Source organism: Enterococcus sp. AZ163, assembly GCF_050498925.1.
Classification (GTDB): Bacteria; Bacillota; Bacilli; order Lactobacillales; family Enterococcaceae; genus Enterococcus_A; species Enterococcus_A ferrettii.
Genome location: NZ_JBIPAO010000002.1, coordinates 443672 through 468806 on the forward strand (window position 1 = coordinate 443672; position 25135 = coordinate 468806).

The following is a 25135-nucleotide window of genomic DNA, read 5'->3' on the forward strand; positions in this document are numbered from 1 at the left end:
CCTTCTCTATAAAGTATAGCATACTCCTTTTCCTGCTACCGATCTTCTTTAGTAGTGTCCTTCCAAGCAACTATCAATTAAGTTGTTTTCTCTCAGACTAAAATACTTTATACTTTTAGCTAAAGCATATTTTTAAAAAGGAGTATTCTGTGACTAAACTTCTCTCTCTAACTACCGAAGTCCTTTGGCAAATTAAACGTAATTCAACGATTAGCTTTAGTAATTTAAGTCTTAGCTTGCTTTTTTGTCTTCTATTTAATTTGCTTGGCAGAGTCTACCTAGTTTTAGCGAAAGCAAAATTGGAAAATCAAAAGGATTTAAATACTCTGAGTCTTGTTGATACACAGCAGCAATTGATTCTTTTTTTATCAATTCTGCAATTACTGACTTTGGCAGCAATTCTAACGGCCGCTGTCTTAGGAACGCTTTACTACAGTACGATTTTCACGAAACATTTTCTTGCTTCAAAGGAAGAATTTATGATAAAAAAATATCTTGGTGCCTTCAGCTGGTATGTCTCCTTCCCTCTCTTTTTAGAAACTTGGCTGGCTCTAATGGTCGGCTTCGGATTGGGTGTTAAGATTATTCGACTGCTGTATCAGGTTGTTGCTGACCATTCAGGACAAACACTGCGGAGCTACCTGATTCAGCCCGTTTATTTCATTGAAGCTGTCGAACTGCCACTATTCGCTGCCCTAACCGTTATTCCTTTCCTACTGACACTTAGCGCCCACAGAAAAATAAGGACTTATTAAGGAGAAAATCATGAAAAAAAAGAGGATTAAACTTAGTTTACTAGTGGCCTACGCAATTTTACTGAGTGCCTGTACACCTGTTTCAAAAATGGCAACCTTATCGACTGAAGGAACTGATTCAGAGGTGTTGCATTACGGTTCAGAAGATTCGATCGCTTTTCCTTCGGCTGAGATCACTTTTTTAGAAAGTGGCAAAAATAGTTCGGATATTTTTTATTGCCAAATTAAATGGACCAATAATACAGAAAAAGCTCTCTCGTTTAATGAAATGTTTCCTACTTTCAAAGCCGAACAAGTCAAAGAGTTAAATGATCCTAATGCACTACCGTTAGAAATGTTAGTGCTGGCGAGGGATAGGAAAAAGCTTGATCCTGGAAAATCTCAAAATCTAACCCTTAAGTTTCAACTGAAAAATCAAGAGGATTTGGTTTACCTGACCTTTGGTACAATAGACAATTTTGAGAAGCATTACGATATTTATCTGTAAAAAATCGTTCGCACCAAGTCCCTAGGGTCTTGAGGCGAACGATTCTTTCTGAATGATTCAAATAAGTGCAATCTCATTTGAATGTATTTATTTTCCTGGATAACTTCCAATTGCGCTGCCATATTGAATGATGTGCCCCTCCACCGCTGCCATAAGTTCTTCTTTTTTCGCGGCTGGATCCAGTTTTAATTTTTTATTTAGAGCAAAGACATGATACTTGTAACGGTGACTTCCGAAAGGGGGCTTAGGTCCGCGATAACGATGCTTTCCATACCCTACCCCTTGGATAGCTTCTGACAATCCTGATACGGTTTTTCCTTGAGGGATCGCTTCTGGAATAATCTGTTGCGGCGGCAAATTCCAAACAACCCAGTGATTATACACACCCATCAGTGGATGATCGATATCATCCATGATTATGGTTATCGAAACCACCTCACGGTCCAACTGAGACACCTGTATTTCCGGTGAGACATCCTCTCCATTGCCAGAATACCGCTTTGGTATCACAGAATCAGACCCAAAAGCAGGAATGGAAACTGACAAGGGCTGATATTTTTCGCTAATATGAATATCCGAATTCTGATTAAATCTGACCAACAGCACTGCAAGCATTAAAACAATTAGAATAGTTCCAACTATCTTTACCATCAAACTTCCTCGCGAAGAGTGCGACGTATTCGACTTAAGGATACTGGGGTGATACCTACGTAAGTCGCAATATGGGTATGACTCACCCGCTGATCAATATCAGGAATTCTCTGTTTTAATTCAATATACCGTTGTGTAGCATTTTGATTAATCAGGGCTGTCTCCCTCATCAATTTGAGACGCAGCGTTTCTTCCAACAAACCAATGTACACCCAAGTCAAGGAAGGTTCTTCCATCATTAATTCCTGAATTTTCGTGTAATCAAAGCAAACCACCTCACACGGTTCTACAGCTTCAAAATTACACATTACCTGTCCAGCATAAACGACATTATGGGTACCAAAGATTCTTCCTTCCTGCATAAATAAATGAGTGAGATCATTTCCTTGATTGTCCAAATAAAATTTACGGACTAATCCCTCAACCAGTAAATAAAGCCGACTTTCTTTGTCACCGGAAGCGACGATTAAATCACCAGGCTGAAACTTCTTCATACTACCTAAAGCTGCAATTTGAGCGACGGTCTCCTCACTAATCGCTGTTTTTCGATAGCGGTTGACCAGCGTTTGAAGGCTTGTTTTAATATCTGTCATGCCAGCTCCCCATTCCTTTTTTACTTTATTGTAAAGGTCTGAGAGTATTCTGTCATTATCATAGGATAAGAACTAGCCTATTTCCGGCCTTACTCGTGCGTTTTCCAAAACTGAATTGTCTTGATTCTCGACTAGATCGTCCACGTACTTGGCGACTTCCTTAGAAATGGCTTTAGTCGATGTTTGAAAGAAAATGCTGGGGGTATTGTTGATCGTGTAGTGCAGAATGGAATCTACCTCATAGAGTGAGTCGTCAGCACTTGGTCTGCACGTTTCAATTGCCCCATGCGTATCACTGCTGATGTCGATAATCAATGAGTGGGGTGTTAATTTCTTAAGGTCTGCCCTAGAAAGGATATGATCCTGCCGCTTTTTGTCCCATTTTACGGCATTGACAACAACAGTGAAATTTCCCAATTCCTTCTGCAGCAGTTTTTCCTGTTGACGGTTGTAAATAACTACCTCAGCGCCCAGCTTTTCCAATATCCGAATAGCTCCTTGAGCAACATTTCCTCTGCCAATCACTGCTGCCTTCGTCTCCTCTGGTAATTTGCCATAAAGTAAATACGCATGCATGATAGCTGCTTCACCAGCAATTTGATTATTCTCCCAAAAAGAGTGCCGGTTGTCCTGGTACATCCGTTCCCAAGCGATCATTTCGACACCGCGTCTATAAAGCGGTTCCAACGAAGCTTGATTTGAACTTGTGTGAATCCAGCCAAACAGCACCTGTCCCCTTTTCAGTAAATCTAAGTAGTCGGCTTCACCAATTTTAGGATCACAAATAATGTCTTGCTTCAGCACCCGATCTCGCTGGAGTACGCTGCAGCCTAGCTGTTCATAAGCCGCATCTTCAATCCCCAAATGTTCACCATACCCTGTTTCAAAAATGAGTTGCTGCTTATTTTGAATGTCCTGAATATCTGATGGCAGCAAAGCTCTGCGCTTTTCATTTGGTTTATGTCCAATCACAAATCCCATGGTTCGTTTACTCATCGTTCTTCCTCCTTGTTTCAAAAATTTCTAATGTTCAAGTAAAAAAATCTATAGTATTTCCCTTCAAAATAATTGTATCATGAAGAGTTTCTTTCACTAAATATTAACTCTGAGAGCCAAAAAAAGAGCTCGCCTCACGATTTTCATCGTAAAGCGAACCCTTCGTTTTAACTGATTCGTTCAATATATTTTTCGTTTTTCTCTAAATGATTGAGGTAAAGCAGCAAACGATCATACAATTGGTTATTGGCTTCTTCATAGGCTTCGCCTAAGCGTTCCCCAATCTCCCGTACATTGCGCTGTCCGTCAATTTGCTGAAGAATAAAGCTGCCGTATTGATCCAGCTCCATCTCAGAAGTTTCAGGAATTTTATACTTTATTTTTCGCAGCATGCGCTGAACCCAAGCATTTTGTTCCTTAATGACGAAGACAATCCCGTCCCGAACTTCGTACTGCAGTTCCGGTTTCACTTGATAAACACGTTCTAATAATTGATCCGTTTCAGCATTTAATGCAGCTGAATTTTTATTTGTCATTAGCTTTCACATTCTTTACTTTTAACAAAGGTAATACAATTGAGATGACCAAAATAACTAATAACAGACCCGCAGCCCAGTTACTTCCTAAGAAGCCCGTTGGTGAACCTGGCGTAACAATTCCGGTTACTTGTAAAATAATTCCGATCAAACCGATGATTGAACCACCCGCGATTAATCCAGAAGACAAGCTGATTCCTAACGTAATTCGCTCTTCGCCAACCTCTTCTGATTCCTTCTTGTTCATGAATTCAATGAAGACACGAATCAAGGCACCCACTAGGATGATTGAAGTAGTTGAAATTGGCAAATAGAATCCAATAGCAAAGGTCATAATAGAAACGCCCTGCAATTGTAATACGATCCCCATTACAATACCAGCAATAATCATGTGCCATGGCAAGCTGCCTGATGTAATACCAGCAGTCAAGGTTGCCATTAAGTTCGCTTGCGGCAGACCAAATGGTGGGTTTGCACCTGTGATTTGTAATTGAGGCGTTAAGATAACCATCATACCAGTTACAATAATAACCCCTACAATGTTGGCAATTACAAAGTAGCGACGTCCTTCATTGAAGTTGCCTCCCATAACGAAAGTCACCTTTTGTGATTGTGAGTAACCACCACCAACAGAAATAGCCAATACGATAAAGGTACCAAACAATAATAGTTGTTGCGTATTTTCAGCTGAAGTCCAACCCATCACAACGAAAACTAAAGTCAAAATAACCATTGAGGCAATTGTCATACCGGATACAGGTAAATTAGATGTACCGATTGTTCCAGTCAAGCGACCAGCAACAATAACGAACAACAAACTCAAGATGATTGACAAGATACCACCAACTAAAGCCATTGCTATGTTTCCTGTAATGACAAAGCCCATAACTAAAGCAACTACTGCACCGATAATTAGTGGCAATATTCCACCGCCGCCTTCAGCATCAGCACCTTCTGTTTTACGTCCCTTCATAGTTGCCGAAATAGATGAAATAATGGTCGGGATTAATTTAATTGCCCCGATTAACCCACCGGAAATCATCATACCAGCACCAATATAACGGACATACGAACCAGAGATGACAGCAAAGTCCGCTGTGTTTAATAACTGACCAGCGTTATCCCAAATAGTTGCGCCACCACCAGCCATTCCCATGAAATAGCCTAATAATGGAGCGATTGCGAAGTTTGCCAAAATGGACCCAGCAAACATCAATAGTGAAACGTCCATGCCAACGATAAATCCTATCCCAGCTAACAATGGGTTTACTTCTGTTTCAAATTTCCATTTGTAGAAGCTCTCATTTACGAAGCTGATGACATTATTCATAATACCTAATACCGAACCTGTTAAAACAGTAATAATTCCGCCAATACCAAAACCGATTCCCATATATTTCAAGGATTCGCCACCGGTATCTGAAGCAACTAACGTCTCCGAAATTGCCATTGCTTCTGGGTAAACCAATTTACCGTGTTCGTCTACTAGCATGTAATCTTGGACTAACGTGAACACGCCGACACCTAGAAGTACTGCGCCAACACCTAAAGCTACACCCTCGAAGAAATTGATTTTCCCACCAACCAAAATAACCGCTGGTAATACGAAAATCATCCCGCTGGCTACCGATTCCCCACCAGATGACATTAATTGCAGTAAATTTTTACCTAAAATTGTTCGTGGCTTAACAAAAAGTGAAATTAAACCTGAACCAATAATTGCTCCGGGAATCCCTGCGGCAACGGTAAGTCCCGCTTTCATTCCTGAGTATGCTGTTGAGGCTGCAAATACCGCCGCTAAGATAATTCCTAGCGTTAGGATAATTCCTGAACCTGATTTTTTCGGCTTGTCCTCTACGTATGGTACGTAGTCTCTCCCGGACACGCCGCCAAATGCGTCTTTCGACAATTTTTTCATTATCCGAAATTCCTTTCCTACCTTTTTCCCCTAAGGTACACACTATGAAGGAGTCCTGCTCTCAAACAGGACTCCCTAAGCCTGTCAATTTATTTTGCCAAACGGTAAATTGCGTCAGCGTATATCGCAGTTGCTTTTAATAAGCTATCCACTGGCATGAATTCGTTTGGTTGATGCATTACGTTTTCTTCACCTGGGAACAATGCGCCATAAGCGACACCACGTTCCAAGATACGGCCATAAGTTCCGCCGCCGATTGATTGTTCTTCCCCTTTGTTGCCAGTATGTTCTTCATAAACGTCCAATAAGATTTTAACCAATGGATCGTCTCCTGGTACATAATGAGGCGTTTTGACGTCACCAATAATCTCGATTGAAACACCTTCGTCTTTCAATACTTCTTTCATATTGTCCAAGATGTCGTCTTTAGTAATTCCTTCTGGATGACGAATATTTAAGGTAACTTTCTTCGCACCATCTTGCGTATAATCAAACAAGTTAGCTGATGAAGTAGTTTCACCCATTACATCATGTTTGGTGTAAGCATTTAATTTCTTACCGTTATAATCTAAATGCATGTAGTCAGCAATCACTTTCACATAATGAACGCCTGAAGCATCCAAATCATGATCAACTAAAAATGTTGCCAAGTAAGTAGCGGCATTAATACCAAATTTAGGTTCTTGAGCGTGAGCTCCTTTACCGATTGTGGTTAATGTGATTTGGCCGTTTTCCTCTTTATATTCTCCATCTACTTCTTTTTCAGCAGTAAATGTTTCAAAAGCAGCTTTTAAGTCAGCAGCCTTCGTTTCATCATTAACCTTCAAGACCGCTGTTGCATCACCAGGTACCATATTGGTACGCATGCCCGCTTTAAAGCTTTCTAAAGTGAACGCACCAGTGTCTCCAGCTTGATTGTCAAAAGTAACTTCGTAAGATAGGATTCCTTTTTCACCATTGATAATTGGGAAGTTGGCATCGGGTGAAAAACCAACCTTTGGCATTTCTTCCACTTCCATATAGCGATGAATTCCTACCCATTCGCTTTCTTCATCAGTTCCGAAAATAAAACGGATCTTTTTAGAAAGCGGTAATTCTAAATCTTTAATAATCTTCATTGCATAGTAAGCCGCAATTGAAGGGCCTTTGTCATCGCTAGAACCGCGTGCGTAAAGTTTGCCGTCTTTCACTACTGGTTCAAAAGGATCAGTATCCCAATTATCATCGACAGGTACTACATCAACGTGACCTAGTAAGCCAAACATTTCTTCGCCGTCACCATAATCAATATGGCCTGCAACGTTTTCAATGTTTTTGGTTTCAAATCCATCACGTTCTGCAATTTCTAACACTTTGCGTAAAGCAGCCGCTGGTCCAGGTCCTAATGGTTCTTCTTTGGTACCATGTTCTATGTCGCGAACACTATCAATACGCAGCAAATCTTCAAGATCTCTCATCAAATCATCTTTGCGTACTTCAACTTCTTTTTGCCAATCAATTGTCATTGTTAATCTCCCTGCTCTCTTATTTATTTAACGGAAATATCCGCCAGTACGAATTAGAAAGTTCGTGCAGTAACACAACTTTTTTTCTCATTGTGATGTTGGCTAAACCTTCTTCCTATCAGTAATCATACCCCAGTTTTTTTCAAAAGAGTAATAATACGAACTAGAAATAGCTTGCTCCAATCGACTTCATGAGAAAAAAATCGTTATTCTAACATTTACAATCCTGCAGTTGTGTTCACCTCCCTAATCGGTTATTATAGCGTAAATAACGTAAAGCGTCATTTGCCCTCCTCCGGTTTTTTAGCAGAATCTCAACAATAAAAAAAACACTAGATACAACAATCCTTAGCCGTTCCTGTTATCAAAACGACTACGAGAAAGTCCGTGTTACCAACATGAAATATCGAAATCTAAGGAAATTATAACGAAAATTGTATCCGTTTTCAAATAATAATTCATTCATATTCGTTCTTTTATTCTAATCAAATTGTTAGGATATAAAATTTGCATGTGAATATAGTGTGAAAACAAAAAAAATATCCTTCACTCTGTAAAAAAACAGATTGAAGGATACGCAAACGAAAAAGTATTTTTTTCGAGAAAAACAACGTTTGTTATTGTTTGATCAAGCTCTCCATCCCTTGCTGTGCGAGAGTCATCTTAGCTTGAGGAATTCTAAACGGCGAGCAAGAAATGTAATTTATCGGCAGCTGATTTAAAAAGGCGATCGATTTTGGATGGGCTGCAGCTTCACCGCAAATCCCAATTTTCAAGTTTGGTTTTACCTGTCGTCCTTTTTCAATCGCGATTTTCATCATCGCGCCCACACCAGCTTCATCTAATACTTGGAATGGATCGTCCTGCATGATTCCTGCATCTAAATATTGTGACACAATCCGTGGCGAATCGTCTCGAGATAATCCTAACACCATCTGAGTTAAATCGTTGGTTCCGAAGCTGAAGAAATCTGCATACTGAGCAATTTGGTCAGCCACCAAACAAGCCCTTGGGATTTCAATCATCGTACCAATTTGATAATTCATGCTTTGGCTGAATTGGGCCAATGAAGCTTGGATTGCTGTTTCAATTGATTCTCGCACACGAGCAAACTCTTCGGCATCAATTGTAAAAGGTATCATGATCTCAGGCTGTATTTCGTAGCCTCGCTCATTCATAACCTCATAAGCGGCTTCAATGATTGCCTCTCCTTGCATTTGATAAATTTCTGGATAAGCCACCCCTAAACGTAAACCACGGAAGCCTAGCATTGGATTAGTTTCAGCCAAATTATCGGTTTTCCGTTTCACTTCATTGAAGGTTTTACCCAGCTCTTTAGCGACTTCTCGGCACTCATCATTGTTTTTAGGTAAAAATTCATGCAATGGCGGATCCAGCAAACGAATCGTGGTTGCTTTCCCTTGGGCTGCTTGATAAATGAATTTGAAATCGTCCTTTTGAACCTGCTTCAATTTCTTTAATACTTCTAAGCGTTCATCTAAAGAATCCGCTAAAATTAACTGTCTGAACTGCAACAGACGTGATTTCTCAAAAAACATATGCTCTGTCCGAGCTAAACCGATTCCTGTTGCACCTAAAGCCATCGCAGTTTCGATATCCTTAGGTGTCTCGGCATTCGCCCGGACCTGAAATTTGGCATGACGATCCCAGATTACATGTAAATCATCTAAAGCGACCGTATTGCTTAATTCTTCTAAGGGAATTTCACCGAAATAAACACTCCCTGAAGTACCATCAACGGATAAAATCGTACCTTCTTGGATGGTTTCTTCTCCCACAACCCCTTGAGAATCTTCCATTGTTAACGCCTCACAGCCAACAACTGAACAAATTCCCATTCCACGAGCTACGACGGCTGCATGGGAGGTCATTCCTCCACGGGCTGTAACCACTGCTTCACTGACGGCAATCCCTTCAATATCTTCCGGCGAAGTTTCTTCCCGAATTAGAATTACTTTTTCTCCTCGAGCTTTAGCTAAGGTTGCTGAATCTGCGGTAAAATAAGCTGCACCAACGGCTGCTCCTGGGCTAGCAGCTAAACCAGTCAAAAATGGTACCCGGTTCTTCAATGCCTCTTCTTCAAAGCTTGGATGCAGTGAAGCCTCCAAGTCTTTGGCCTCTAAGCGCATGACTAATTCTTTTTCAGTGATAATTCCTTCATTGAACAGATCCAACAAGATAGTAATTGTTGCTTTAGAGGTTCGCTTCCCATTTCTAGTTTGCAAGATGAACAGCTTTTCCCGCTCAATCGTGAATTCCACATCCTGCATATCTTTGTAATGCTTTTCTAGATTTTCACAAATCGCTTTTAATTGCTGATACTGTTCAGGTAGATCATCAGCTAAGGTTTGGATCGGCTTCGGTGTCCGCACACCGGCAACCACATCTTCCCCTTGAGCATTAATCAAGTATTCTCCAAAAAGACCAGGCTCGCCAATCGAAGGGTTTCTTGAGAAAACCACGCCGGTTCCTGAGGTTTCACCGAAGTTTCCGAAGACCATCTCTTGAATATTAACTGCTGTTCCCAAATCATCACTGATGTCGTGCAAGCGACGGTAAGTTTTGGCTCGTTGATTGTTCCAGCTGCCAAACACTGCCTCAATCGCCAGATATAATTGTTCGATTGGGTCTTGTGGAAATTCCCGTTGAAGGCTTTGACGATAAAGCTCCTTGTATTCGTTTACAATTTGTTTCCAATGTTCTGCGGTTAATTCATTGTCAAACTCTAGTTGATTCAATTTTTTTAAGGCAGTAATTCGTGACTCAAATTTTTGATTGTCAATTCCCATAACTACATCGCCAAACATTTGCAGCAAACGACGGTAACAATCGTAAGCAAAACGTTCATTTTGACTGTTTTTTGCTAATGTTTCAACAGTTTGATCATTTAATCCTAAATTCAAGACAGTATCCATCATACCTGGCATAGAAAATTTCGAACCACTACGCACCGAGACTAGCAAAGGATTTTTTTTATCGCCAAAGGCTTTATGTGTTTTTTCTGATAGTTGATCGACAGCCTGCAGGATTTGTCCTTTCATTTCTTCAGTTAAAGTATTTCCCTGATTCAAATAGCACAGACAAGCATCCGTGGTTACAGTAAAGCCGGTAGGAACCGGTAGTCCCAATTTAGTCATTTCAGCTAGATTCGCTCCCTTACCACCAAGCAAGCCCTTCTGTTCTTTTGATCCTTCTGAAAATAGATAAACCCATTGAGTCATATGTTTCTCCTTCTAATCGTTTATTTGGTATTAACTTAGTTTAATACGATACATATACAATGTCAATATGTGTATTAATAAAAGATATAAACGCGTATTAACTAGCAGGATGAACAAAAAAACTGCTGTCCAGCTAGAAATGCTGAAACAACAGTGTTTTTCATACTAATTCCACCACAAAACCATGTGGAGCAATCGTATACTCTTCTTTAGTTATCGTTTGTTGAGTAAATATCGGATCACCTTTTTTACTCATTACTTGTTCTTCCGCCGCTTCATTGAAGATACAACGCAAGGTTTTCCCTAGATAGCTGCGCTGAAAAATAATCACTCGATCCTTTTCAGTCGTCCAGCGTAATTGGCCAAAACTTAAGACATCGGCGTATGTTTTACGCAAATGGATCAGCTGCTGGAAAAAGGCCAGTAATGACTGATCCTGATTTTCCCACGGCATACAACGACGACAATCTGGATCGCTTCCGCCGGCTAAGCCAACTTCTGTTCCATAATAGATGCAAGGCGTCCCTTTTTGCAGGAACATGAAAGCAAAAATACTTCGCAAAAGAGACTTGTCCCCCTTACACAGTGTTAACATACGCGCAGTATCATGAGAATCCAGTAAATTAAAATTCACTTCATTGGTTTGATCCCGATACAAAATCTGCTGATGGTTCATGCCGTCCAGCATATTATCGCCAGTAACCTCTTGGTTTAAGAAGAAAGCTTTGATACTGTCTGTAAATGCATAGTTCATTACAGCATGAAACTCATTCCCCTGCAGCCAAGCCTGAGAGGAATGCCATATCTCCCCTAGAATGTACAACTCTGGTTTTTCAGTCAGTACCCGTTGGTGAAATAATTTCCAAAAGTGATGATCGACTTCATTGGCAACATCTAAACGCCATCCATCAATATCAAATTCCTTAATCCAATACGTAGCAATCTCCAACAGGTATTCCTGTACTTCGGGATTTGCGGTATTGAGCTTAGGCATATTCGGCACAAAGCTAAAGGTATCATAATTAATATTCTTGCCAAATTCTGAGTCAGGTACAGGGTCGTAATGAACTGGAAAAGAATGGATGTGAAACCAATCAGCATATTTAGATAGTCTGCCGTTTTTCACGACATCCTGCCATTGCCAAGAATTTGCTCCTAAATGGTTAAACACCGCATCCAGCATTACCCGAATCCCTCGATTATGGGCCTGATCCACTAATTCCTTAAACAGCATTTTATCGCCAAAATGCGGATCAACCTCTAAGTAATCCACCGTATCATATTTATGATTCGATGGTGCGGTAAAAATCGGACACAAATATAAGCCGGTAATCCCTAATTCCTCTAAATAATCCAGCTTATCAATGATTCCTTGCAAATCGCCGCCAAAAAAATCCTCTCGATCCGGTTTTTTGCTGCCCCAAGGCAAAGTTCCTGCTGGGTCATTCGCCGGATTGCCATTATTAAACCGCTCAGGAAATATTTGGTACCAAACCGTTTTGTGAACCCATTCAGGTGCCTTGAACCGATCAATTTCGTGGAAATAAGGCATTCTAAAATACCCGCTGTCCAACTTCATAAATTCTTCCTGATAAGGAAATATTCCTTGGTCGCAGTAAAAGTACTCATTTCCAGCATGGTCCTCTAAATAAAAAGCATAAGATAAACGACGATAATCGCTGGTCGCTTCAATTTCCCAATAATCATGATGTGCAGTCATTAGACCCTTTCCCATGATTTCTTTTTCTAAATACCATTTCTGATTGAATAAGTAGTGATCTCCACTAATTAACGCAACTGTTTTTACATCCTCTTTCGCAGTTTGCAAACGAATGCGCATCTTATCCTTCGCATATAAATAAGCAAATTCACTCTCTGGTCGATGATAAATTGCTGCTATATTCACGCATACACCTCCATGTTTTCTTTTATTCTAACAAAGTTTAAAACACTCATGCCATAAAAATGTCTACAACTTGAAAAAAGTTGTCACATAAAAAGAATTTTTATGATATTATATTACTAGGAGATAGATTCTATCTTCTGCCTCGTTTTTTACGAGGATCACTCCTGGGCGTAGTTGTTAGGGGAAGCAACTACGTCCACTCATTTTGTTTACTCTGATTTACTAAATTTATCTTAAGGATCGAGGGATCATGCCATTGAAAAACTAAGCGAATAGTGAAAGTTGACTAACTGAACCGATTTGGGTAAAGCAAACGGGATTAGTAGGCAAACTTTCAGGATTGGCTTAATTTTTCAAGGCAAGGTCTCTTTTTTGTCGTCTTTTTGCTGTTCCTGAAAGGATCAAAAATTTTTAACGAGGTGAGCACCTATGGCGACAATTAAAATTGAACAACTAACTTTCGGCTTTGATAAGCAAGGATCGACACTGTTCTCAGAGGCGAATTTATTATTGGATACCCACTGGAAGCTAGGGCTAATCGGTCGCAATGGACGCGGCAAGACGACTTTACTTCATTTATTATTAGGGCATTACTCGTATCATGGACGAATCGATCTGCCAGTAGAAGCAATCTATTTCCCAGCAGCAGTCCATGACAAAGAGCGACTTACCTATGAGGTACTTGGGGAGGCTGAAAATTTCGAGTTATGGGAGCTTGAACGAGAGATGAACTTGATCCAGCTGAATTCAGCTGTTTTATGGCAGCCCTTCTCCACCCTCTCTGGCGGCGAACAAACCAAAGCATTGCTGGCAATGCTTTTCACTCAAACGGATCGTTTTCCCCTGATTGATGAACCAACCAATCACTTGGATGCCCAAGGCCGACAGCACGTAGCGGATTATTTGCAGAAAAAGAACGGCTTTATCGTCGTTAGTCATGACCGCCGTTTCATGGATCAGGTCACTGATCATACTCTGGCAATTGAAAAAAGTCAGCTGATTTTGTATCAGGGAAATTTTTCAACCTATGAAGAACAAAAAAAACTACGAGATGACTTTGAGCAGGCCCAAAACAGAAAAATAAAGAAGGAAGTCACTCGATTGAAACAAACTGCTGCCGAAAAAGCAGAGTGGTCCCATCATCGAGAAACCGATAAATACGGCAAACCTTCCGAAAAAGGCAGCGGAGCGATTAACGACACCGGCTTCATTGGTGCACGAGCTGCTCGGGTGATGAAACGCTCCAAAACCCTTAACAAACGCATGGCTGAACAGATCCACGATAAGGAAGGATTACTGAAGGATCTTGAAGAAATTGATTCTTTGTCGATGGATTACCAGCCGACGCATCATCAGCAACTGCTAAAAGTGGAGAATTTGAGTTTGCGCTATCAGGAAGATTTGTTTGCTGCCCTTTCCTTTGAAGTTAACAAAGGAGAAATTATCGCTCTCACTGGTCCAAACGGTTCCGGGAAATCCAGTATTTTTTCTTATCTATTGGGCCAATTTGAGGGTCAAATCGCAGGCAGTCATCTTCAGCCTAAACAGTTGACTATCAGTTATGTTCGGCAAAATTACGAAGACAACCATGGAACCCTTCAGGACTTTGCAGAGAAGCATCGACTGAATTATTCCGCCTTTTTAAATAATTTACGTAAGTTGGGCATGGAGCGTGCTGTTTTTAATAACCTGATTGAAGAAATGAGCATGGGGCAGCGCAAAAAAGTGGAACTTGCAAAGTCGCTTTCTCAAGCTGCCGAACTGTATCTATGGGATGAACCGCTGAATTATCTAGATGTTTTTAATCAACAGCAATTAGAGGAGCTGCTGTTGCGGGTTCGACCCGCCATGCTAATTATTGAGCACGATCACCGATTTTTAGAGACTATTGGTGCTGTACAAATCCCCTTAGAAAAATAATTATTATCCGATTGCTTTTTACTAGTAATCGGTTTTTTGTTGTAAGCACTATTTTTGTCATTATTCTTAAAACTTGTTAACGTAAATGAGTAAACAAATTAAAGGAGGATTTTTATGAAACGTTTTGAAGGAAAGGTAGCGATTATCACGGGCGGTTCTAGCGGGATCGGCGCAGCATGTACCGAATTATTTTATCAAGAAGGTGCAAAGGTTGTTGTTGCGGATGCGAGTGAAGACGGCGGCGAAATTTTGCAGGACTTATCAATCAACGAAGATACTGGTTTGTTTTTACAAACTGATGTCACAAAATATGAACAAGTGAAAGACATGGTCGCTGCTGCTGTGGAGAAATTTGGTAAGGTAGATATTTTAGTAGCCAATGCCGGTATGTCTAATGATGCACCAATCACAGAATTGTCTCCAGAGGACTGGCAAGCAACAATTGATGTGAACCTGACCGGTGTTTTCTTATCTGACAAGGCAGTCGTGGAGCAAATGTTGCAGCAAAAAGAGCGCGGCACTATCGTTAACTGCGGATCAATCCACAGTGTTGATGCCCGCGAAGGCATCCCAGCCTATGCTGCGTCTAAGGGCGGCGTTAAAATGCTGAGCCAAACGATCGCAGCCAGCTACAGCAAAGAAGGCATTCGGGTAAATACTGTGGCCCCTGGTTACATCGAAACACCTCTTTTGGGTAATATGGATGATGAAGCAACACAAGCATTGGTTGACTTGCATCCAATTGGTCGTTTAGGTCAACCGGAGGAAGTCGCTGAAGCTGTGGCCTTTTTAGCCAGCGACCAAGCTAGCTTCGTGAATGGAGCCACTTTGTTAGTTGATGGCGGCTATACCGCAGTTTAAGCAAAAAAAAGTCGATTGTTGTCTTTTTAAACAGGCTGTAGTGACCCCAAAAAGTTAGACTTTTTCGGAGTGGAGAAATCCACTCCATTTTTCTGTCCTTTTATTGATGATTTTAGGCAACTTTTAATGCCGCTTCTCTAAATTGTACTGGACTCTGCCAGTTTAGTTTTCTCTTCATACGCTCATGATTGTAGTATTGAATATAGTCATCAATTGCTTGTTTCAATTCCTCAAAGCTATGATATTCTCTTCCGTGATAGATTTCCTGCTTCAACAGGCTGAAGAAATTCTCCATGATCGAATTATCCAAGCAGGTACCTTTACGAGACATACTTTGGAAGATCTTATGTTTTTTCAACGTATGATTATAAGCTTTCATTTGATAGGCCCAGCCTTGATCGGAGTGAAAGGTTCGTCGATAGAGGCAGTCATTTGTTGCTTGGATCGCTTCCTCTAAAGCTTCCATGATTGCCGATGCGTTCGGTTTCTCTGAAATGCGATAAGAAATAATCTCACTGTTGAACATATCTAAAAAAGGATCAAGATATAGCTTCTTTTCACGAATGATACCGGATTTGTCCGGTTCAAAATATTTTAGCTCTGTCGTATCTGTTGTAATCTTTTGATGGCAGATACTTGTGTAAAAGCGTCGATGAATTCGATGCTTCGCAATCGTACCGATTTTTCCACGATAAGAGTTATAGCGGCGGGATTTCCTCGTAAATGATCGGACTTCAATTTCCAGCTTTCGAATCAACCGTTGAACCTTCTTCTTATTTACAAGGAATCCCCGATTTCGCAATTCTTTTGTCATACGTAAGCAGCCATAATTCGTATGCTTTTCTCTTATTAGAAGCATTTCCTTTTCGATTTCCTGATCTGGATTTTTTCGATCAAACCGTTTTTGCCAATACATAAAGGTTGATTTAGGAAATTTCAAAGATTCAAGAAGCTCAACTAATTTGAATGATCCTCGGAGGCTGTCGATGATTCGTGCGATTGATTCTTTCGTCTTTGTTGGGCTTCCAGTTTTCGCAGCTTCCTCAATTCTTTTAAAAAGGCATTCTCGATCTGAAGGGAACGCACTTGTTTTTCCAATTCCTTGATGCGATCGCGTTCTTCCGGTGTTTCTTTCTTTGTTTTCTTCTCTTCTTTTTTCTTAGGCAAAATAGGTGGACGTCCTTTCGTTTTTGAGAGTCCACTCATTCCTTCTGCACGAAACATTCTCATCCAGTTGGCAATCAAAGCAGGATTATTCATCCCTAAATGATTCGCCACTTCGCGATAGGACAACTCAGTTGTTTGATATAACTCTATCGCATCCATCTTGAATTGAACAGAATAATTTTGATTTTGCCGTTTTCTAAAGAGTCCTTCTTCACCAAATTCTCGATAAGAATTTACCCAACGCCTCACTTGTATCTCATTCTTTACTGCGTATTTCTTTGCCAGATATCCATACCCTCCTTTCCCTTCTAAATACTCATGAATGATCTTTAACTTTAGTTCTAGACTATATTTAGCCATAAAAATACCGACCTCCAGAAGTTAGATTTTTGGTCTAACTTTTGGGGGTCGGTACAGGCAGCAATCGACTTTTTAATTTGAGCACTTTCACTTTATTGCATCAAATGGCAGCTCCCAGAAAAAACCAAAGAAAGATACTGCTCTTTTGAAAGCTTAAAGGAGTTCCCTGCTCTTCTCCAAAAAAAGAAGCAGCGGAAATTCCGCTGCCTGCTAAGCTTTTCTAAAGATATTAATTAACGCCTCATGCACAACCCCGGCAATCACAAAAATAATCCAGCTGAAACCCCAGGAGCCACTAAGAAATGACCAAACAAAATAGGTGCAAACAACGACCGGCCAATAAACTTTTTCTAAAATAATCCCAATTGGTGCTGCTTCACCATATCTTTCCTTCCGAGCATTTGGCCCCAGCTTATCATCATCTAAAATAAAATAGCGATTATCGATAAACTTACTATGGCTGCTGTAGTACAAGCTGCCGTAAACAATCAGAAAAACACCAGTGGCAATGAAAATAAACATTAGAGGGATACCGATCCCATTCATATAGTAACCTGAAAAGAGAAAAACAGGAACTAAACTCAATACACATAATCCTATTCCCAACACTAAACTAAATTGAAAGCTCTTTTGGTAAGTACTTCTCTCAGTTCCTGCCAGCTGCTGAACAGCTCTTGGTACAAAACGGTCATTTAGCGGCTTGCCCTCTGAGGACATCTGCATGCCATTATAAATAATCAACCCTACTCCTGTGGCGATACAAACGAAAAATGCTGCTAAACCTAAGCTGCTGGCATAACCAACAATATTAGCGCCTAAAATAGCGGCGATCGATAAGATGCAAAAGGAAATTCCCAAGCTCAATCCAGAGGCACTGCGCTTGCGTTTCGCCATAAATTCCAGCATTTCCTCTTGGCTGATCGGATCTTGGTCAAAATCAGTTTCAACTTCTTCTTCGTTCGTGCTAAATTGTAGTGTTTCTTTAAGCTCGTCGACGGAACCGAACTCGCTGATCACGGCACCAATAGCCTCGTGCTCACTCTTGCCTTCTTCTCGTAAAGACCAATAATGATCCTCCATAATCGCCAGCAGCTCTTCCTTGGCTCGCTGAACTTCATTCGTTTTTGGAAATTCAATAAACAAGGTTTCCAAATAATTTTTTATTGTGTCCATATTATCCCTCTTTCATAAATCGGTTCACAACCTCTTTGGTCTGCTGCCACTCTACACGTTTATCGGTCAGAAATTTTTTACCAACCTCCGTGATTCGGTAATACGTTCTTTTTTTCCCGTGAGTTACCTCTCCCGGATAAGGTTGAATCAGTCCGTTCTTTTCTAGACGATTGAAGGCCGAATACAAAGTCGTCTCTTTGATTACATACAGCTCTTCAGTTACTTCACGAATACGTTTAGAAATCTCATAGCCATAAGAATCCCCTTCACTCAAGACCGACAAAATGATCACATCATTGTAACCGCGAATGCCATCGCTTGAAATCATTTTGCCACCTCCAAAAATTACTTCATCTGTCGTTGTAATCAGTATAGCGTAATTACTACGACAGGTAAAGTAAAAATACAAACTTTTTTCTGTTGTTTGTTTGATCAATTTATGCCAGAATGAATAATCAGAGAGAAGGGATTAATATGGAAAAAATTGCCATTATTGGGGGCGGCATTATTGGATTAACCCTAGCTAATTATTTGGACAATAAGAAATTTGACGTCACCCTCTATGATCAGTCCACCGGACAAGCAACTGGAGCTAGTGCCGGCATCATTTCTCCTTGGCTGTCCAAACGACGTAACAAGCAATGGTATGCCTTGGCCAAAGACGGAGCAAACTTTTTCCCACAGCTGATTCAAGACTTTGATCTGGATGACAGCATTTATCAGCGTTCCGGGACGCTGCTGCTGCGAAAGCAAAAGCAATTAGAAGAACTCTACGAATTGGCTAAAAAACGTCGAGAAGAAGCTGCAGCAATCGGCGAGATCCGTTTATTCACAGAAACAGAAACAGCTGAGCATCTTCCTTTATTAAAACCAACAGCTGCTTTGCATATTTCGGGTGGAGGACGTTTGGATGGTAAAGCCTACTTGCAGCGGTTACGTTCGCTGGCGAAAAATAAAGGTATTCGATTGGTTAACCAATCGGTAACACTAAAACAAACCGCTTCATTAGAAGTGGTAGTTGATAAGCAGACCGTAAACTATGATCGAATTATTTTAACACCTGGGCCTCATTTGAAAAATCTGCTAAAGCCCTTGGGTTATCACACGGACATTCGTCCCCAAAAAGGACAATTATTGACATTTCAAACAGATTATACTGAATCAGCCAACTGGCCGGTTGCCATGCTGGATGGTGAAGCAGATTTGATCCCCTTTGCTGAGGGGAAAATCTTATTGGGTGCTACTCATGAAAATGATGGCGGCTGGGATTTGACTGCTACCAAAGAAGCTTTTCAGCAATTGACCTGTGGGGCTTCTGAATTTTTAGCTGATCCAGCCAGGCTGTTTTCAACGCCTTATAATTATCGAATAGGAACTCGAGCCTATACTTCCGACTTTGCACCGTTCTTCGGTCTGCTTCGGAACGAGTTACTTGTCGCCAGCGGTTTAGGCTCTTCTGGATTAACTACTGGCCCTTATATTGGGTATCTAATAGCAAACTATTTGAACGGCGAAACAATAACTGACTGGTCTGCTTATCAGAAACCTTTAGAAAACTATATTCATCGATAAAAAGAGGGTATACAAAAAGTATTTAGTTTCTCATCCGAGAGGTAAGCCGAAAACAGCTTCAGATATTTTTATGATTATCCGGTCTATTTCTAAGGAATTGCCTCAGTTACACCGATTACTCATTAAAAAGGCTGCGACGTTTGTCACAGCCTTTTCAGTATAAAATTATCCGCTTGAACCACTCTTTTTTATGGAACAATAGCAACCAATTATTTACTTAATCAAAACATTCTACTCCTGCACGATAAGATCAGGTCAATAATTATTCTTTATATCCGCTCAAACGCAATTCTCCTGAAACATACTCCCCTAAATAAATGGCTGAAACACCTGCAAACTCCCGCTTCTTGACCTCCTCATCCAGCCAATTCTGATCCTTGCCAATTAATTCCAGCACATCCTCATTTGACTGACCATCCACAATAATTGGGTAACGAATGTTCTCATCACCGAACTCAATAATCGTCAGCTGACCATTTTGCTCCAAAATTGCCCGCTTAACCTTTTCTACTTCATAAATTCCGTTGCTGCGCAATTTAAACATCAATTCATTGGCAGAAATCCCGTGCTTTAAACATTCCTGAACATCTACTTGTCCGTTTTGAATCAAATTCACTGGCTTGCCATCGATCAATAATTTCACATAGCGATTATGCTCCTTCATAAATTTCAGCAGCATTACCAAAAATGTCCAAATGACTAGTACCAGTACAAATTGTAAAACCGTAATCGAGTCGTTGTAAATGACACCACCAATAATTCCACCGAGCACATAATTTTGTACCGCATCCATCGCTGAGGATGGCGCCAAGTTGCCTTTTCCCGAGATATTGATTTGAAAAATCAAACAAATGATACCTAATGCAAATTTTAAAATGACTGGATAATATGCTGCCATACTCTGCCCCCTTACTTACTAATCTCTACTTGTGTATTCATTAAATAGGTTTCGGTCAGTCGGTAGGAGCTTTGATCTGCACTCAAATTAACCGTGTAATAAGTATCTTGGATCTTCACTACTACCCCATCAGTTAGTTGAACCGAGTTTACCAAAACATCTTCTTGGTCAATGGCAAATTCATTGGCCACTTCTTTGACAAAGGCTACCATTTGCGACGACTGTGTATAGCGACTTTGATTTTGTGCATAATCGGAATATTGAACCCCCAGCATAAATACCAGCAGTAAGAATAGCATAATACTTAAATCCCGATACTTGGTTTGAATTCGATGACGCATGTACAAGCTGAAGGCCACAATCATAAAAATCAGCGCCAGAAAAATAATGCCATATTTAATGTAGTCGTTTAAACTCGTTTGGTTTTCGATGTAATTAATCCCATAAAAAGTCATCTGCCTTCCTCCTCTCCTTTATTTTAGCGGTTTTCGCTACTTTCAGCAAAAGACTGCTCTTTACTTTTAGGCAGAAAAAGACGAATGTACTAGATGCTTTGCTATACTTATAACTAGCAAAGGAGCGGATAATATGGGAAAACTTGTCTTTTATGGTGCTATTAGTTTAGATGGGTACTTGGCCGGAAAAAATGAAAATTTGGATTGGCTGCTGCAAACACAAGTAGGAGATCACACCAGCTATGAGGAATTTATAGAAACGATTGGAACCGTGGTTATGGGACGAATTACTTATGAAGAAGCCTTGCGGTTAAATGATAATCAGCCGCTGTACGCGGATCAAAAAATCGTTGTTTTCTCCCACAAGCACCAGACGGTTGATGGTCAACTCACCATTCACGAAGATCCCGTCAATTATGTACAACAGATGAAGGCACAAGAAAAGAACGATATTTGGCTAGTAGGTGGTGGTACGTTGTTGCATCCCTTATTAGAAGCTGATCTTATCGATGAATGGTTCATCCAAATCGCTCCAGTTTTGCTGGGTGAAGGTAAACAATTATTTGAGCCTCATGGTCTGGCTGCTCAATTGGAGTTTATAGAAACCCGTCAATTTGGCGAGCTGGTCGAACTGCATTATCGCAAAAAAGCTTGATCGATTGATCAAGCTTTTTTGTACTGGTGGTTAAATAATTCCTGAACTTGTCGAAACTCCCTTACCTCAGGCGGAAAAGTCATTTCTTTTGTCAGTTTATTGGGATAAACATAAGTCTCTAATCCGGCCGCTACTGCTGCCTGTGCCCCTACCGGACTATCCTCAATTACAACAGCGTGCTCAACCATTAATCGGTTTAAACAAAGTAAGTAGCCCTCAGGATCCGGTTTACCTAACTGTAGATCGTCAATTGTAACGAATACATCAATCTGCTTCTTAATCGTTGGATGTGAATCAAAGTAATAAGCTAATTCCAGCATTTCTGAATTCGAGACCACCCCGATTTTCCATTGCTGTTGACGAGCCAACTCTATTAACTCACCAATTCCTGGCCTTAGCTTAGCCTCGGCATAATTTCTTTTCTGATCTACGACAATTTGCTGAGCAAAGCTTTCAGCATCTATCGGCTGACCAATATCTTGGCTAAGCCTTTCATAAAAAGAAAGCTCTGCCGCCGTACCAACTCCCTGCTGGTATTCTGCAAAAGGAATTTGGTAATGAAACTGTTCCATTAAATAATTATTGATGCTCTCGTAAAACAACCATTCACTGTCAATCATCGTTCCATCAAAATCAAAAATAAGTGCTTTTGTCATCTACTTCTCCTTTCACCAATTGTACAAACAACAGTGTTCATGCCTGCGTCACTTTTCAACTCTACAGCTTCAGCATAAAAATCACGACTTGAAAAGTCAATGGTAAAAGAAAGCTTTCTACAATAAAACAGTATTCATTATTCTTCTGGGACTAGCTCTGCTGAGCAAAATGCTGAGCATCAATCTCTACAGGAATAGCTAGAATGTCCTTCAGTTGGATATACAAGGCCTCACCAATTGTTTCTTCGTGATCATTCAAACGATCCACCAAAATTTCTTTGCCTTCCAGTGTCTGGAAAACATACCGTTGGATATTGCCTAAAATAAACGATTCCTTCAAATGAACCGGAATCTTAACCCCCTGAGGAATCGGTTCAAACTGAATTAGTTCTGGCCGTAAATAATAAATATAGCGGTTGCCCTTAGCAGAAAATTCACGGGTATACTGATCCAGCTCATACCATTCAAAACGATTATAGTTGCCAATAAATTCAGCCACAAATCGACTCTGAGGATTTTGATATAGCTCCTTCGAATTAGAAACCTGAGCCACCCGTCCGGCTTCCATCACAAAAATCCGGTCACTGATACGCATTGCTTCTTCTTGGTCATGAGTTACAAAAATCATGGTCATACCCAAAGACTGCTGTATGTTACGTAAATCCCGCTGCAACTGTTTTCTAATTCGTGCGTCTAAAGCACTTAAAGGCTCATCCAGCAGCAATACTTTAGGCTCGGTAACTAAAGAGCGGGCCAACGCGACTCGCTGCCGTTGACCTCCAGAAAGAAACTGGACATTTTTATCAGCATGTTCGGTCATATCAACCAAAGCCAGAATTTTTAGTACCTTTTCATGAATTGCTTCAGCACTCAGCTTCTTAACCTTTAAGCCAAAGGCAACATTCTCAAAAACCGTCATAGTAGGAAACAACGCGTAATTTTGAAAAACGAAACCAATGTTGCGATCCTTTGTAGGCTTGTCAGCAATATGCTCATTGTCCAACACAATCTCGCCGCTTTTTGGTTGTTCTAATCCAGTGATGCAGCGCAGTAGGGTTGATTTCCCGCAACCACTAGGTCCCAAAAGGGTTACCAGCTCACCTTTTTCAATCTGGATTTCGTTAATATCTAAAATTTGTTTTTCATCAAAAAACAGCTTAAGATCATGTATTTCTAAAAACATTTTCCGTCACGACTCCTTTAATATCTTCATTTCCAGACTGCTTCACCTCGGTGTTCTGTTTAACCGTTAACCGTTGCTTCTGTCGGTTGGTCAGCATAAAAGTGGTCAACGCAATTCCCACCATAAACAGCAAATATAAAACCATTACAGCACTTGCCAAATGGCCATTCTCGTTCATCCGCCGCAGCATGTAAATCCGCACTGTTTGAAAGCGACCCCCGATTAGCAGATTCGTCAGCATATACTCTCCGAAAACGGAAGAAAAAATCATCAAGGAAACTAACGTCGCCCCGATACGAATATTGGGAAAAAGCACACGGAAGACGATTGTGGATATTGGTGCACCTAAGGTTTCTGCTGCATCTACTAATTCCTTCAGATTGATCAAGCGCATTTGATTATTAAGACTCAGAAACACAATCGGCAAAGCCGTAACGAATAAGGCGCCCACCAGCACAACGAACATCGGGATTCCCGTTTTGGCATAAGTTCGCAGCAAGGCAGTCACCAAAATCACGCCTGGCAAAGCATACGGCAATAGTACCAGCTTTTCCAGCCAGCGGTTCAATCGAGGAAAATACAAATGAATCCAAATAATTGTAGGAATCATTAGCACTAAGATCGTTAACAACACCACTCCCGCCAGTAAAATCGAACGACCTACAGCAGCAATAAACTCCCCATCCGTCAGCAGCTGCTGGAACCACTTCAAGGTAAAATCACTGGGTAGAATCGTCTTTGACCATTTAGTGGAGCTGGCATATAAAATAGTGCCGATAATTGGCAGAAAATAATAAAGACCAAAGCAGGCCAAAATCGGTTTAACTAGTTTTTTCACGATTGAACCACCTTGCCCTTCTTTTGAATAATCAACATTGCTGTTACCAGCAGTATGCCTAACACCACTGCCAATGCACTACCTAAATTGGGTTTAGCAAATACATCCCCAGACACCAAAGCCGCAATTCGAATCGTTAAAAGGTTAACATTACTGCTAGTCAAGGCATAAGCCGTCTCATAGGTACCCATGCCATTTGCAAACAAAATAACAAAGGTACTAGCAATCGAAGGACGTAAGAATGGTAACGCTACTTTAGTCCAAGCGTAGGTTGATGAAGCGCCCAACAATTGCGCGGACTCCAACCATTCCTTTTTCACTTCCTTCATGCTGGGATATAAGAATAAAACTCCCAATGGAATTTGGAAATAAGTATACGTAACGGTTAATCCCCACCAAGAATATAAATTGAAGTCCGCCAAAAATGGCAGAACCATTTTCAACACACCGACATTTCCCAACAAAATAATGAAGGAAAAGGCCAGCGGTATTCCGGCAAAATTAGCCGCCAAGTTGGAAACAAAAGTAATTTTCTCCTGCAGCTTAGCAGATAAATTCATCAGGCACAGACATAGAATAAATGTACCGATCAAACCAATAATGCTAGAGCTGACAGCAATCAGCACACTATTGACGAAAGCTTGAGTATAGTATGCGTTACTGAAAATATCGCTGTAATTTGACAAGGTCCATTGATTCGTCAAATCACTGCGCAAACTGCCTAAAATCATAAAAATTAAAGGCAGTAATAAAAAGGCACAGAAAACAAAGGATGCCGGAATAAGAATCAAGCGTTTCTTCATCTATT

General features: G+C 40.6%; 22 protein-coding genes and 1 pseudogene. 6 read left to right on the forward strand and 17 right to left on the reverse strand.

All coding sequences use genetic code 11. The features are described 5' to 3' along the window. The first annotated feature begins 149 nt into the window (after positions 1 to 149). A complete protein-coding gene (locus IGI46_RS20575) occupies positions 150 to 755 on the forward strand; it encodes a hypothetical protein (RefSeq protein ID WP_429965977.1) in 606 nt (201 codons plus the stop codon). 10 nt (positions 756 to 765) lie between these two features. Continuing rightward, positions 766 to 1242 (forward strand): DUF5067 domain-containing protein, encoded by a 477-nt coding sequence (locus IGI46_RS20580; protein WP_429965976.1) that lies wholly within the window; start codon positions 766 to 768, stop codon positions 1240 to 1242. Positions 1243 to 1329: 87 nt separating this feature from the next. On the opposite strand, the gene IGI46_RS20585 is transcribed toward IGI46_RS20580, so the two are convergent. The 8 genes from IGI46_RS20585 to IGI46_RS20620 all read right to left on the reverse strand — a co-directional run bounded on the left by IGI46_RS20585 (position 1330) and on the right by IGI46_RS20620 (position 12589). Beyond that, entirely contained in the window at positions 1330 to 1893 is a 564-nt protein-coding gene (locus IGI46_RS20585) for a YbhB/YbcL family Raf kinase inhibitor-like protein (protein ID WP_429965975.1), read from the reverse strand. Beyond that, on the reverse strand, positions 1893 to 2486 hold the full coding sequence (locus IGI46_RS20590; RefSeq protein ID WP_429965974.1) for a Crp/Fnr family transcriptional regulator: 594 nt from the start codon (positions 2484 to 2486) through the stop codon (positions 1893 to 1895). The genes IGI46_RS20585 and IGI46_RS20590 overlap by 1 nt, the downstream gene beginning before the upstream one ends. A gap of 72 nt (positions 2487 to 2558) precedes the next feature. After that, a complete protein-coding gene (locus tag IGI46_RS20595) occupies positions 2559 to 3482 on the reverse strand; it encodes a N(5)-(carboxyethyl)ornithine synthase (RefSeq protein WP_429965973.1) in 924 nt (307 codons plus the stop codon). A gap of 167 nt (positions 3483 to 3649) precedes the next feature. Then, a complete protein-coding gene (locus IGI46_RS20600) occupies positions 3650 to 4018 on the reverse strand; it encodes a PqqD family protein (RefSeq protein WP_429965972.1) in 369 nt (122 codons plus the stop codon). After that, positions 4008 to 5936 (reverse strand): OPT/YSL family transporter, encoded by a 1929-nt coding sequence (locus tag IGI46_RS20605; RefSeq protein ID WP_429965971.1) that lies wholly within the window; start codon positions 5934 to 5936, stop codon positions 4008 to 4010. Before IGI46_RS20605 ends, IGI46_RS20600 begins: the two co-directional genes overlap by 11 nt. An 89-nt stretch (positions 5937 to 6025) precedes the next feature. Beyond that, complete coding sequence (gene pepV, locus IGI46_RS20610) at positions 6026 to 7441, reverse strand: dipeptidase PepV (RefSeq protein WP_429965970.1); 1416 nt, start codon at positions 7439 to 7441, stop codon at positions 6026 to 6028. 617 nt (positions 7442 to 8058) lie between these two features. Beyond that, entirely contained in the window at positions 8059 to 10683 is a 2625-nt protein-coding gene (ppdK, locus tag IGI46_RS20615; RefSeq protein ID WP_429974170.1) for a pyruvate, phosphate dikinase, read from the reverse strand. A gap of 160 nt (positions 10684 to 10843) precedes the next feature. Next, positions 10844 to 12589: a glycoside hydrolase family 13 protein gene (locus IGI46_RS20620; protein WP_429965968.1), complete on the reverse strand. Its 1746-nt coding sequence runs from the start codon at positions 12587 to 12589 to the stop codon at positions 10844 to 10846. A 429-nt stretch (positions 12590 to 13018) separates the two neighbouring features. Here IGI46_RS20620 and abc-f point away from each other — a divergent pair, with 429 nt between their 5' ends. Together abc-f and IGI46_RS20630 are read left to right on the forward strand one after the other, a co-directional pair. Next, complete coding sequence (gene abc-f / locus IGI46_RS20625; protein ID WP_429965967.1) at positions 13019 to 14509, forward strand: ribosomal protection-like ABC-F family protein; 1491 nt, start codon at positions 13019 to 13021, stop codon at positions 14507 to 14509. 114 nt (positions 14510 to 14623) lie between these two features. Next, complete coding sequence (locus IGI46_RS20630) at positions 14624 to 15370, forward strand: SDR family NAD(P)-dependent oxidoreductase (protein WP_429965966.1); 747 nt, start codon at positions 14624 to 14626, stop codon at positions 15368 to 15370. Positions 15371 to 15482: 112 nt separating this feature from the next. On the opposite strand, the pseudogene IGI46_RS20635 reads toward IGI46_RS20630, so the two are convergent. The 3 genes and pseudogenes from IGI46_RS20635 to IGI46_RS20645 form a co-directional block, all read right to left on the reverse strand. Continuing rightward, positions 15483 to 16897, reverse strand: a pseudogene (locus IGI46_RS20635) (IS3 family transposase). A 210-nt stretch (positions 16898 to 17107) separates the two neighbouring features. Continuing rightward, complete coding sequence (locus IGI46_RS20640) at positions 17108 to 18070, reverse strand: permease prefix domain 1-containing protein (RefSeq protein ID WP_429965965.1); 963 nt, start codon at positions 18068 to 18070, stop codon at positions 17108 to 17110. Between the two features lies 1 nt (position 18071). After that, positions 18072 to 18398, reverse strand: coding sequence for a PadR family transcriptional regulator (locus IGI46_RS20645; RefSeq protein WP_207701722.1), 327 nt, complete (start codon positions 18396 to 18398; stop codon positions 18072 to 18074). Between the two features lie 146 nt (positions 18399 to 18544). Here IGI46_RS20645 and IGI46_RS20650 point away from each other — a divergent pair, with 146 nt between their 5' ends. After that, the gene (locus tag IGI46_RS20650; protein WP_429965964.1) at positions 18545 to 19642 is read left to right on the forward strand and encodes an NAD(P)/FAD-dependent oxidoreductase; all 1098 of its coding nucleotides are present in this window, start codon (positions 18545 to 18547) and stop codon (positions 19640 to 19642) included. Positions 19643 to 19904: 262 nt separating this feature from the next. Here IGI46_RS20650 and IGI46_RS20655 read toward each other — a convergent pair whose 3' ends face one another. Together IGI46_RS20655 and IGI46_RS20660 are read right to left on the reverse strand one after the other, a co-directional pair. Next, complete coding sequence (locus IGI46_RS20655; protein ID WP_429965963.1) at positions 19905 to 20540, reverse strand: DUF421 domain-containing protein; 636 nt, start codon at positions 20538 to 20540, stop codon at positions 19905 to 19907. Positions 20541 to 20551: 11 nt separating this feature from the next. Next, complete coding sequence (locus IGI46_RS20660) at positions 20552 to 20995, reverse strand: DUF3290 domain-containing protein (protein ID WP_207701725.1); 444 nt, start codon at positions 20993 to 20995, stop codon at positions 20552 to 20554. Positions 20996 to 21128: 133 nt separating this feature from the next. Here IGI46_RS20660 and IGI46_RS20665 point away from each other — a divergent pair, with 133 nt between their 5' ends. Continuing rightward, positions 21129 to 21650: a dihydrofolate reductase family protein gene (locus IGI46_RS20665; RefSeq protein ID WP_429974171.1), complete on the forward strand. Its 522-nt coding sequence runs from the start codon at positions 21129 to 21131 to the stop codon at positions 21648 to 21650. A gap of 8 nt (positions 21651 to 21658) precedes the next feature. Here IGI46_RS20665 and IGI46_RS20670 read toward each other — a convergent pair whose 3' ends face one another. The 4 genes from IGI46_RS20670 to IGI46_RS20685 form a co-directional block, all read right to left on the reverse strand. Continuing rightward, positions 21659 to 22306: an HAD family hydrolase gene (locus tag IGI46_RS20670; protein ID WP_429974172.1), complete on the reverse strand. Its 648-nt coding sequence runs from the start codon at positions 22304 to 22306 to the stop codon at positions 21659 to 21661. A gap of 151 nt (positions 22307 to 22457) precedes the next feature. After that, the gene (locus tag IGI46_RS20675; RefSeq protein WP_429965960.1) at positions 22458 to 23489 is read right to left on the reverse strand and encodes an ABC transporter ATP-binding protein; all 1032 of its coding nucleotides are present in this window, start codon (positions 23487 to 23489) and stop codon (positions 22458 to 22460) included. Next, on the reverse strand, positions 23470 to 24327 hold the full coding sequence (locus IGI46_RS20680) for an ABC transporter permease (protein WP_429965959.1): 858 nt from the start codon (positions 24325 to 24327) through the stop codon (positions 23470 to 23472). The genes IGI46_RS20675 and IGI46_RS20680 overlap by 20 nt, the downstream gene beginning before the upstream one ends. Next, positions 24324 to 25130 carry an ABC transporter permease gene (locus IGI46_RS20685; RefSeq protein ID WP_207701730.1) on the reverse strand — a complete coding sequence of 269 codons (807 nt, stop codon included), beginning with the start codon at positions 25128 to 25130 and terminating at the stop codon, positions 24324 to 24326. Before IGI46_RS20685 ends, IGI46_RS20680 begins: the two co-directional genes overlap by 4 nt. Between the last annotated feature and the right edge of the window lie 5 nt (positions 25131 to 25135).

What these genes read in the sequence shown, in the direction of transcription:
- IGI46_RS20580 (WP_429965976.1), top strand. Translation starts at nt 766, where the DNA reads ATGAAAAAAAAGAGGATTAAACTTAGTTTACTAGTGGCCTACGCAATT.
- IGI46_RS20585 (WP_429965975.1), bottom strand. Translation starts at nt 1,893, where the DNA reads ATGGTAAAGATAGTTGGAACTATTCTAATTGTTTTAATGCTTGCAGTG.
- IGI46_RS20590 (WP_429965974.1), bottom strand. Translation starts at nt 2,486, where the DNA reads ATGACAGATATTAAAACAAGCCTTCAAACGCTGGTCAACCGCTATCGA.
- IGI46_RS20595 (WP_429965973.1), bottom strand. Translation starts at nt 3,482, where the DNA reads ATGAGTAAACGAACCATGGGATTTGTGATTGGACATAAACCAAATGAA.
- IGI46_RS20600 (WP_429965972.1), bottom strand. Translation starts at nt 4,018, where the DNA reads ATGACAAATAAAAATTCAGCTGCATTAAATGCTGAAACGGATCAATTA.
- IGI46_RS20605 (WP_429965971.1), bottom strand. Translation starts at nt 5,936, where the DNA reads ATGAAAAAATTGTCGAAAGACGCATTTGGCGGCGTGTCCGGGAGAGAC.
- pepV (WP_429965970.1), bottom strand. Translation starts at nt 7,441, where the DNA reads ATGACAATTGATTGGCAAAAAGAAGTTGAAGTACGCAAAGATGATTTG.
- ppdK (WP_429974170.1), bottom strand. Translation starts at nt 10,683, where the DNA reads ATGACTCAATGGGTTTATCTATTTTCAGAAGGATCAAAAGAACAGAAG.
- abc-f (WP_429965967.1), top strand. Translation starts at nt 13,019, where the DNA reads ATGGCGACAATTAAAATTGAACAACTAACTTTCGGCTTTGATAAGCAA.
- IGI46_RS20630 (WP_429965966.1), top strand. Translation starts at nt 14,624, where the DNA reads ATGAAACGTTTTGAAGGAAAGGTAGCGATTATCACGGGCGGTTCTAGC.
- IGI46_RS20640 (WP_429965965.1), bottom strand. Translation starts at nt 18,070, where the DNA reads ATGGACACAATAAAAAATTATTTGGAAACCTTGTTTATTGAATTTCCA.
- IGI46_RS20645 (WP_207701722.1), bottom strand. Translation starts at nt 18,398, where the DNA reads ATGATTTCAAGCGATGGCATTCGCGGTTACAATGATGTGATCATTTTG.
- IGI46_RS20650 (WP_429965964.1), top strand. Translation starts at nt 18,545, where the DNA reads ATGGAAAAAATTGCCATTATTGGGGGCGGCATTATTGGATTAACCCTA.
- IGI46_RS20655 (WP_429965963.1), bottom strand. Translation starts at nt 20,540, where the DNA reads ATGGCAGCATATTATCCAGTCATTTTAAAATTTGCATTAGGTATCATT.
- IGI46_RS20660 (WP_207701725.1), bottom strand. Translation starts at nt 20,995, where the DNA reads ATGACTTTTTATGGGATTAATTACATCGAAAACCAAACGAGTTTAAAC.
- IGI46_RS20665 (WP_429974171.1), top strand. Translation starts at nt 21,129, where the DNA reads ATGGGAAAACTTGTCTTTTATGGTGCTATTAGTTTAGATGGGTACTTG.
- IGI46_RS20670 (WP_429974172.1), bottom strand. Translation starts at nt 22,306, where the DNA reads ATGACAAAAGCACTTATTTTTGATTTTGATGGAACGATGATTGACAGT.
- IGI46_RS20675 (WP_429965960.1), bottom strand. Translation starts at nt 23,489, where the DNA reads ATGTTTTTAGAAATACATGATCTTAAGCTGTTTTTTGATGAAAAACAA.
- IGI46_RS20685 (WP_207701730.1), bottom strand. Translation starts at nt 25,130, where the DNA reads ATGAAGAAACGCTTGATTCTTATTCCGGCATCCTTTGTTTTCTGTGCC.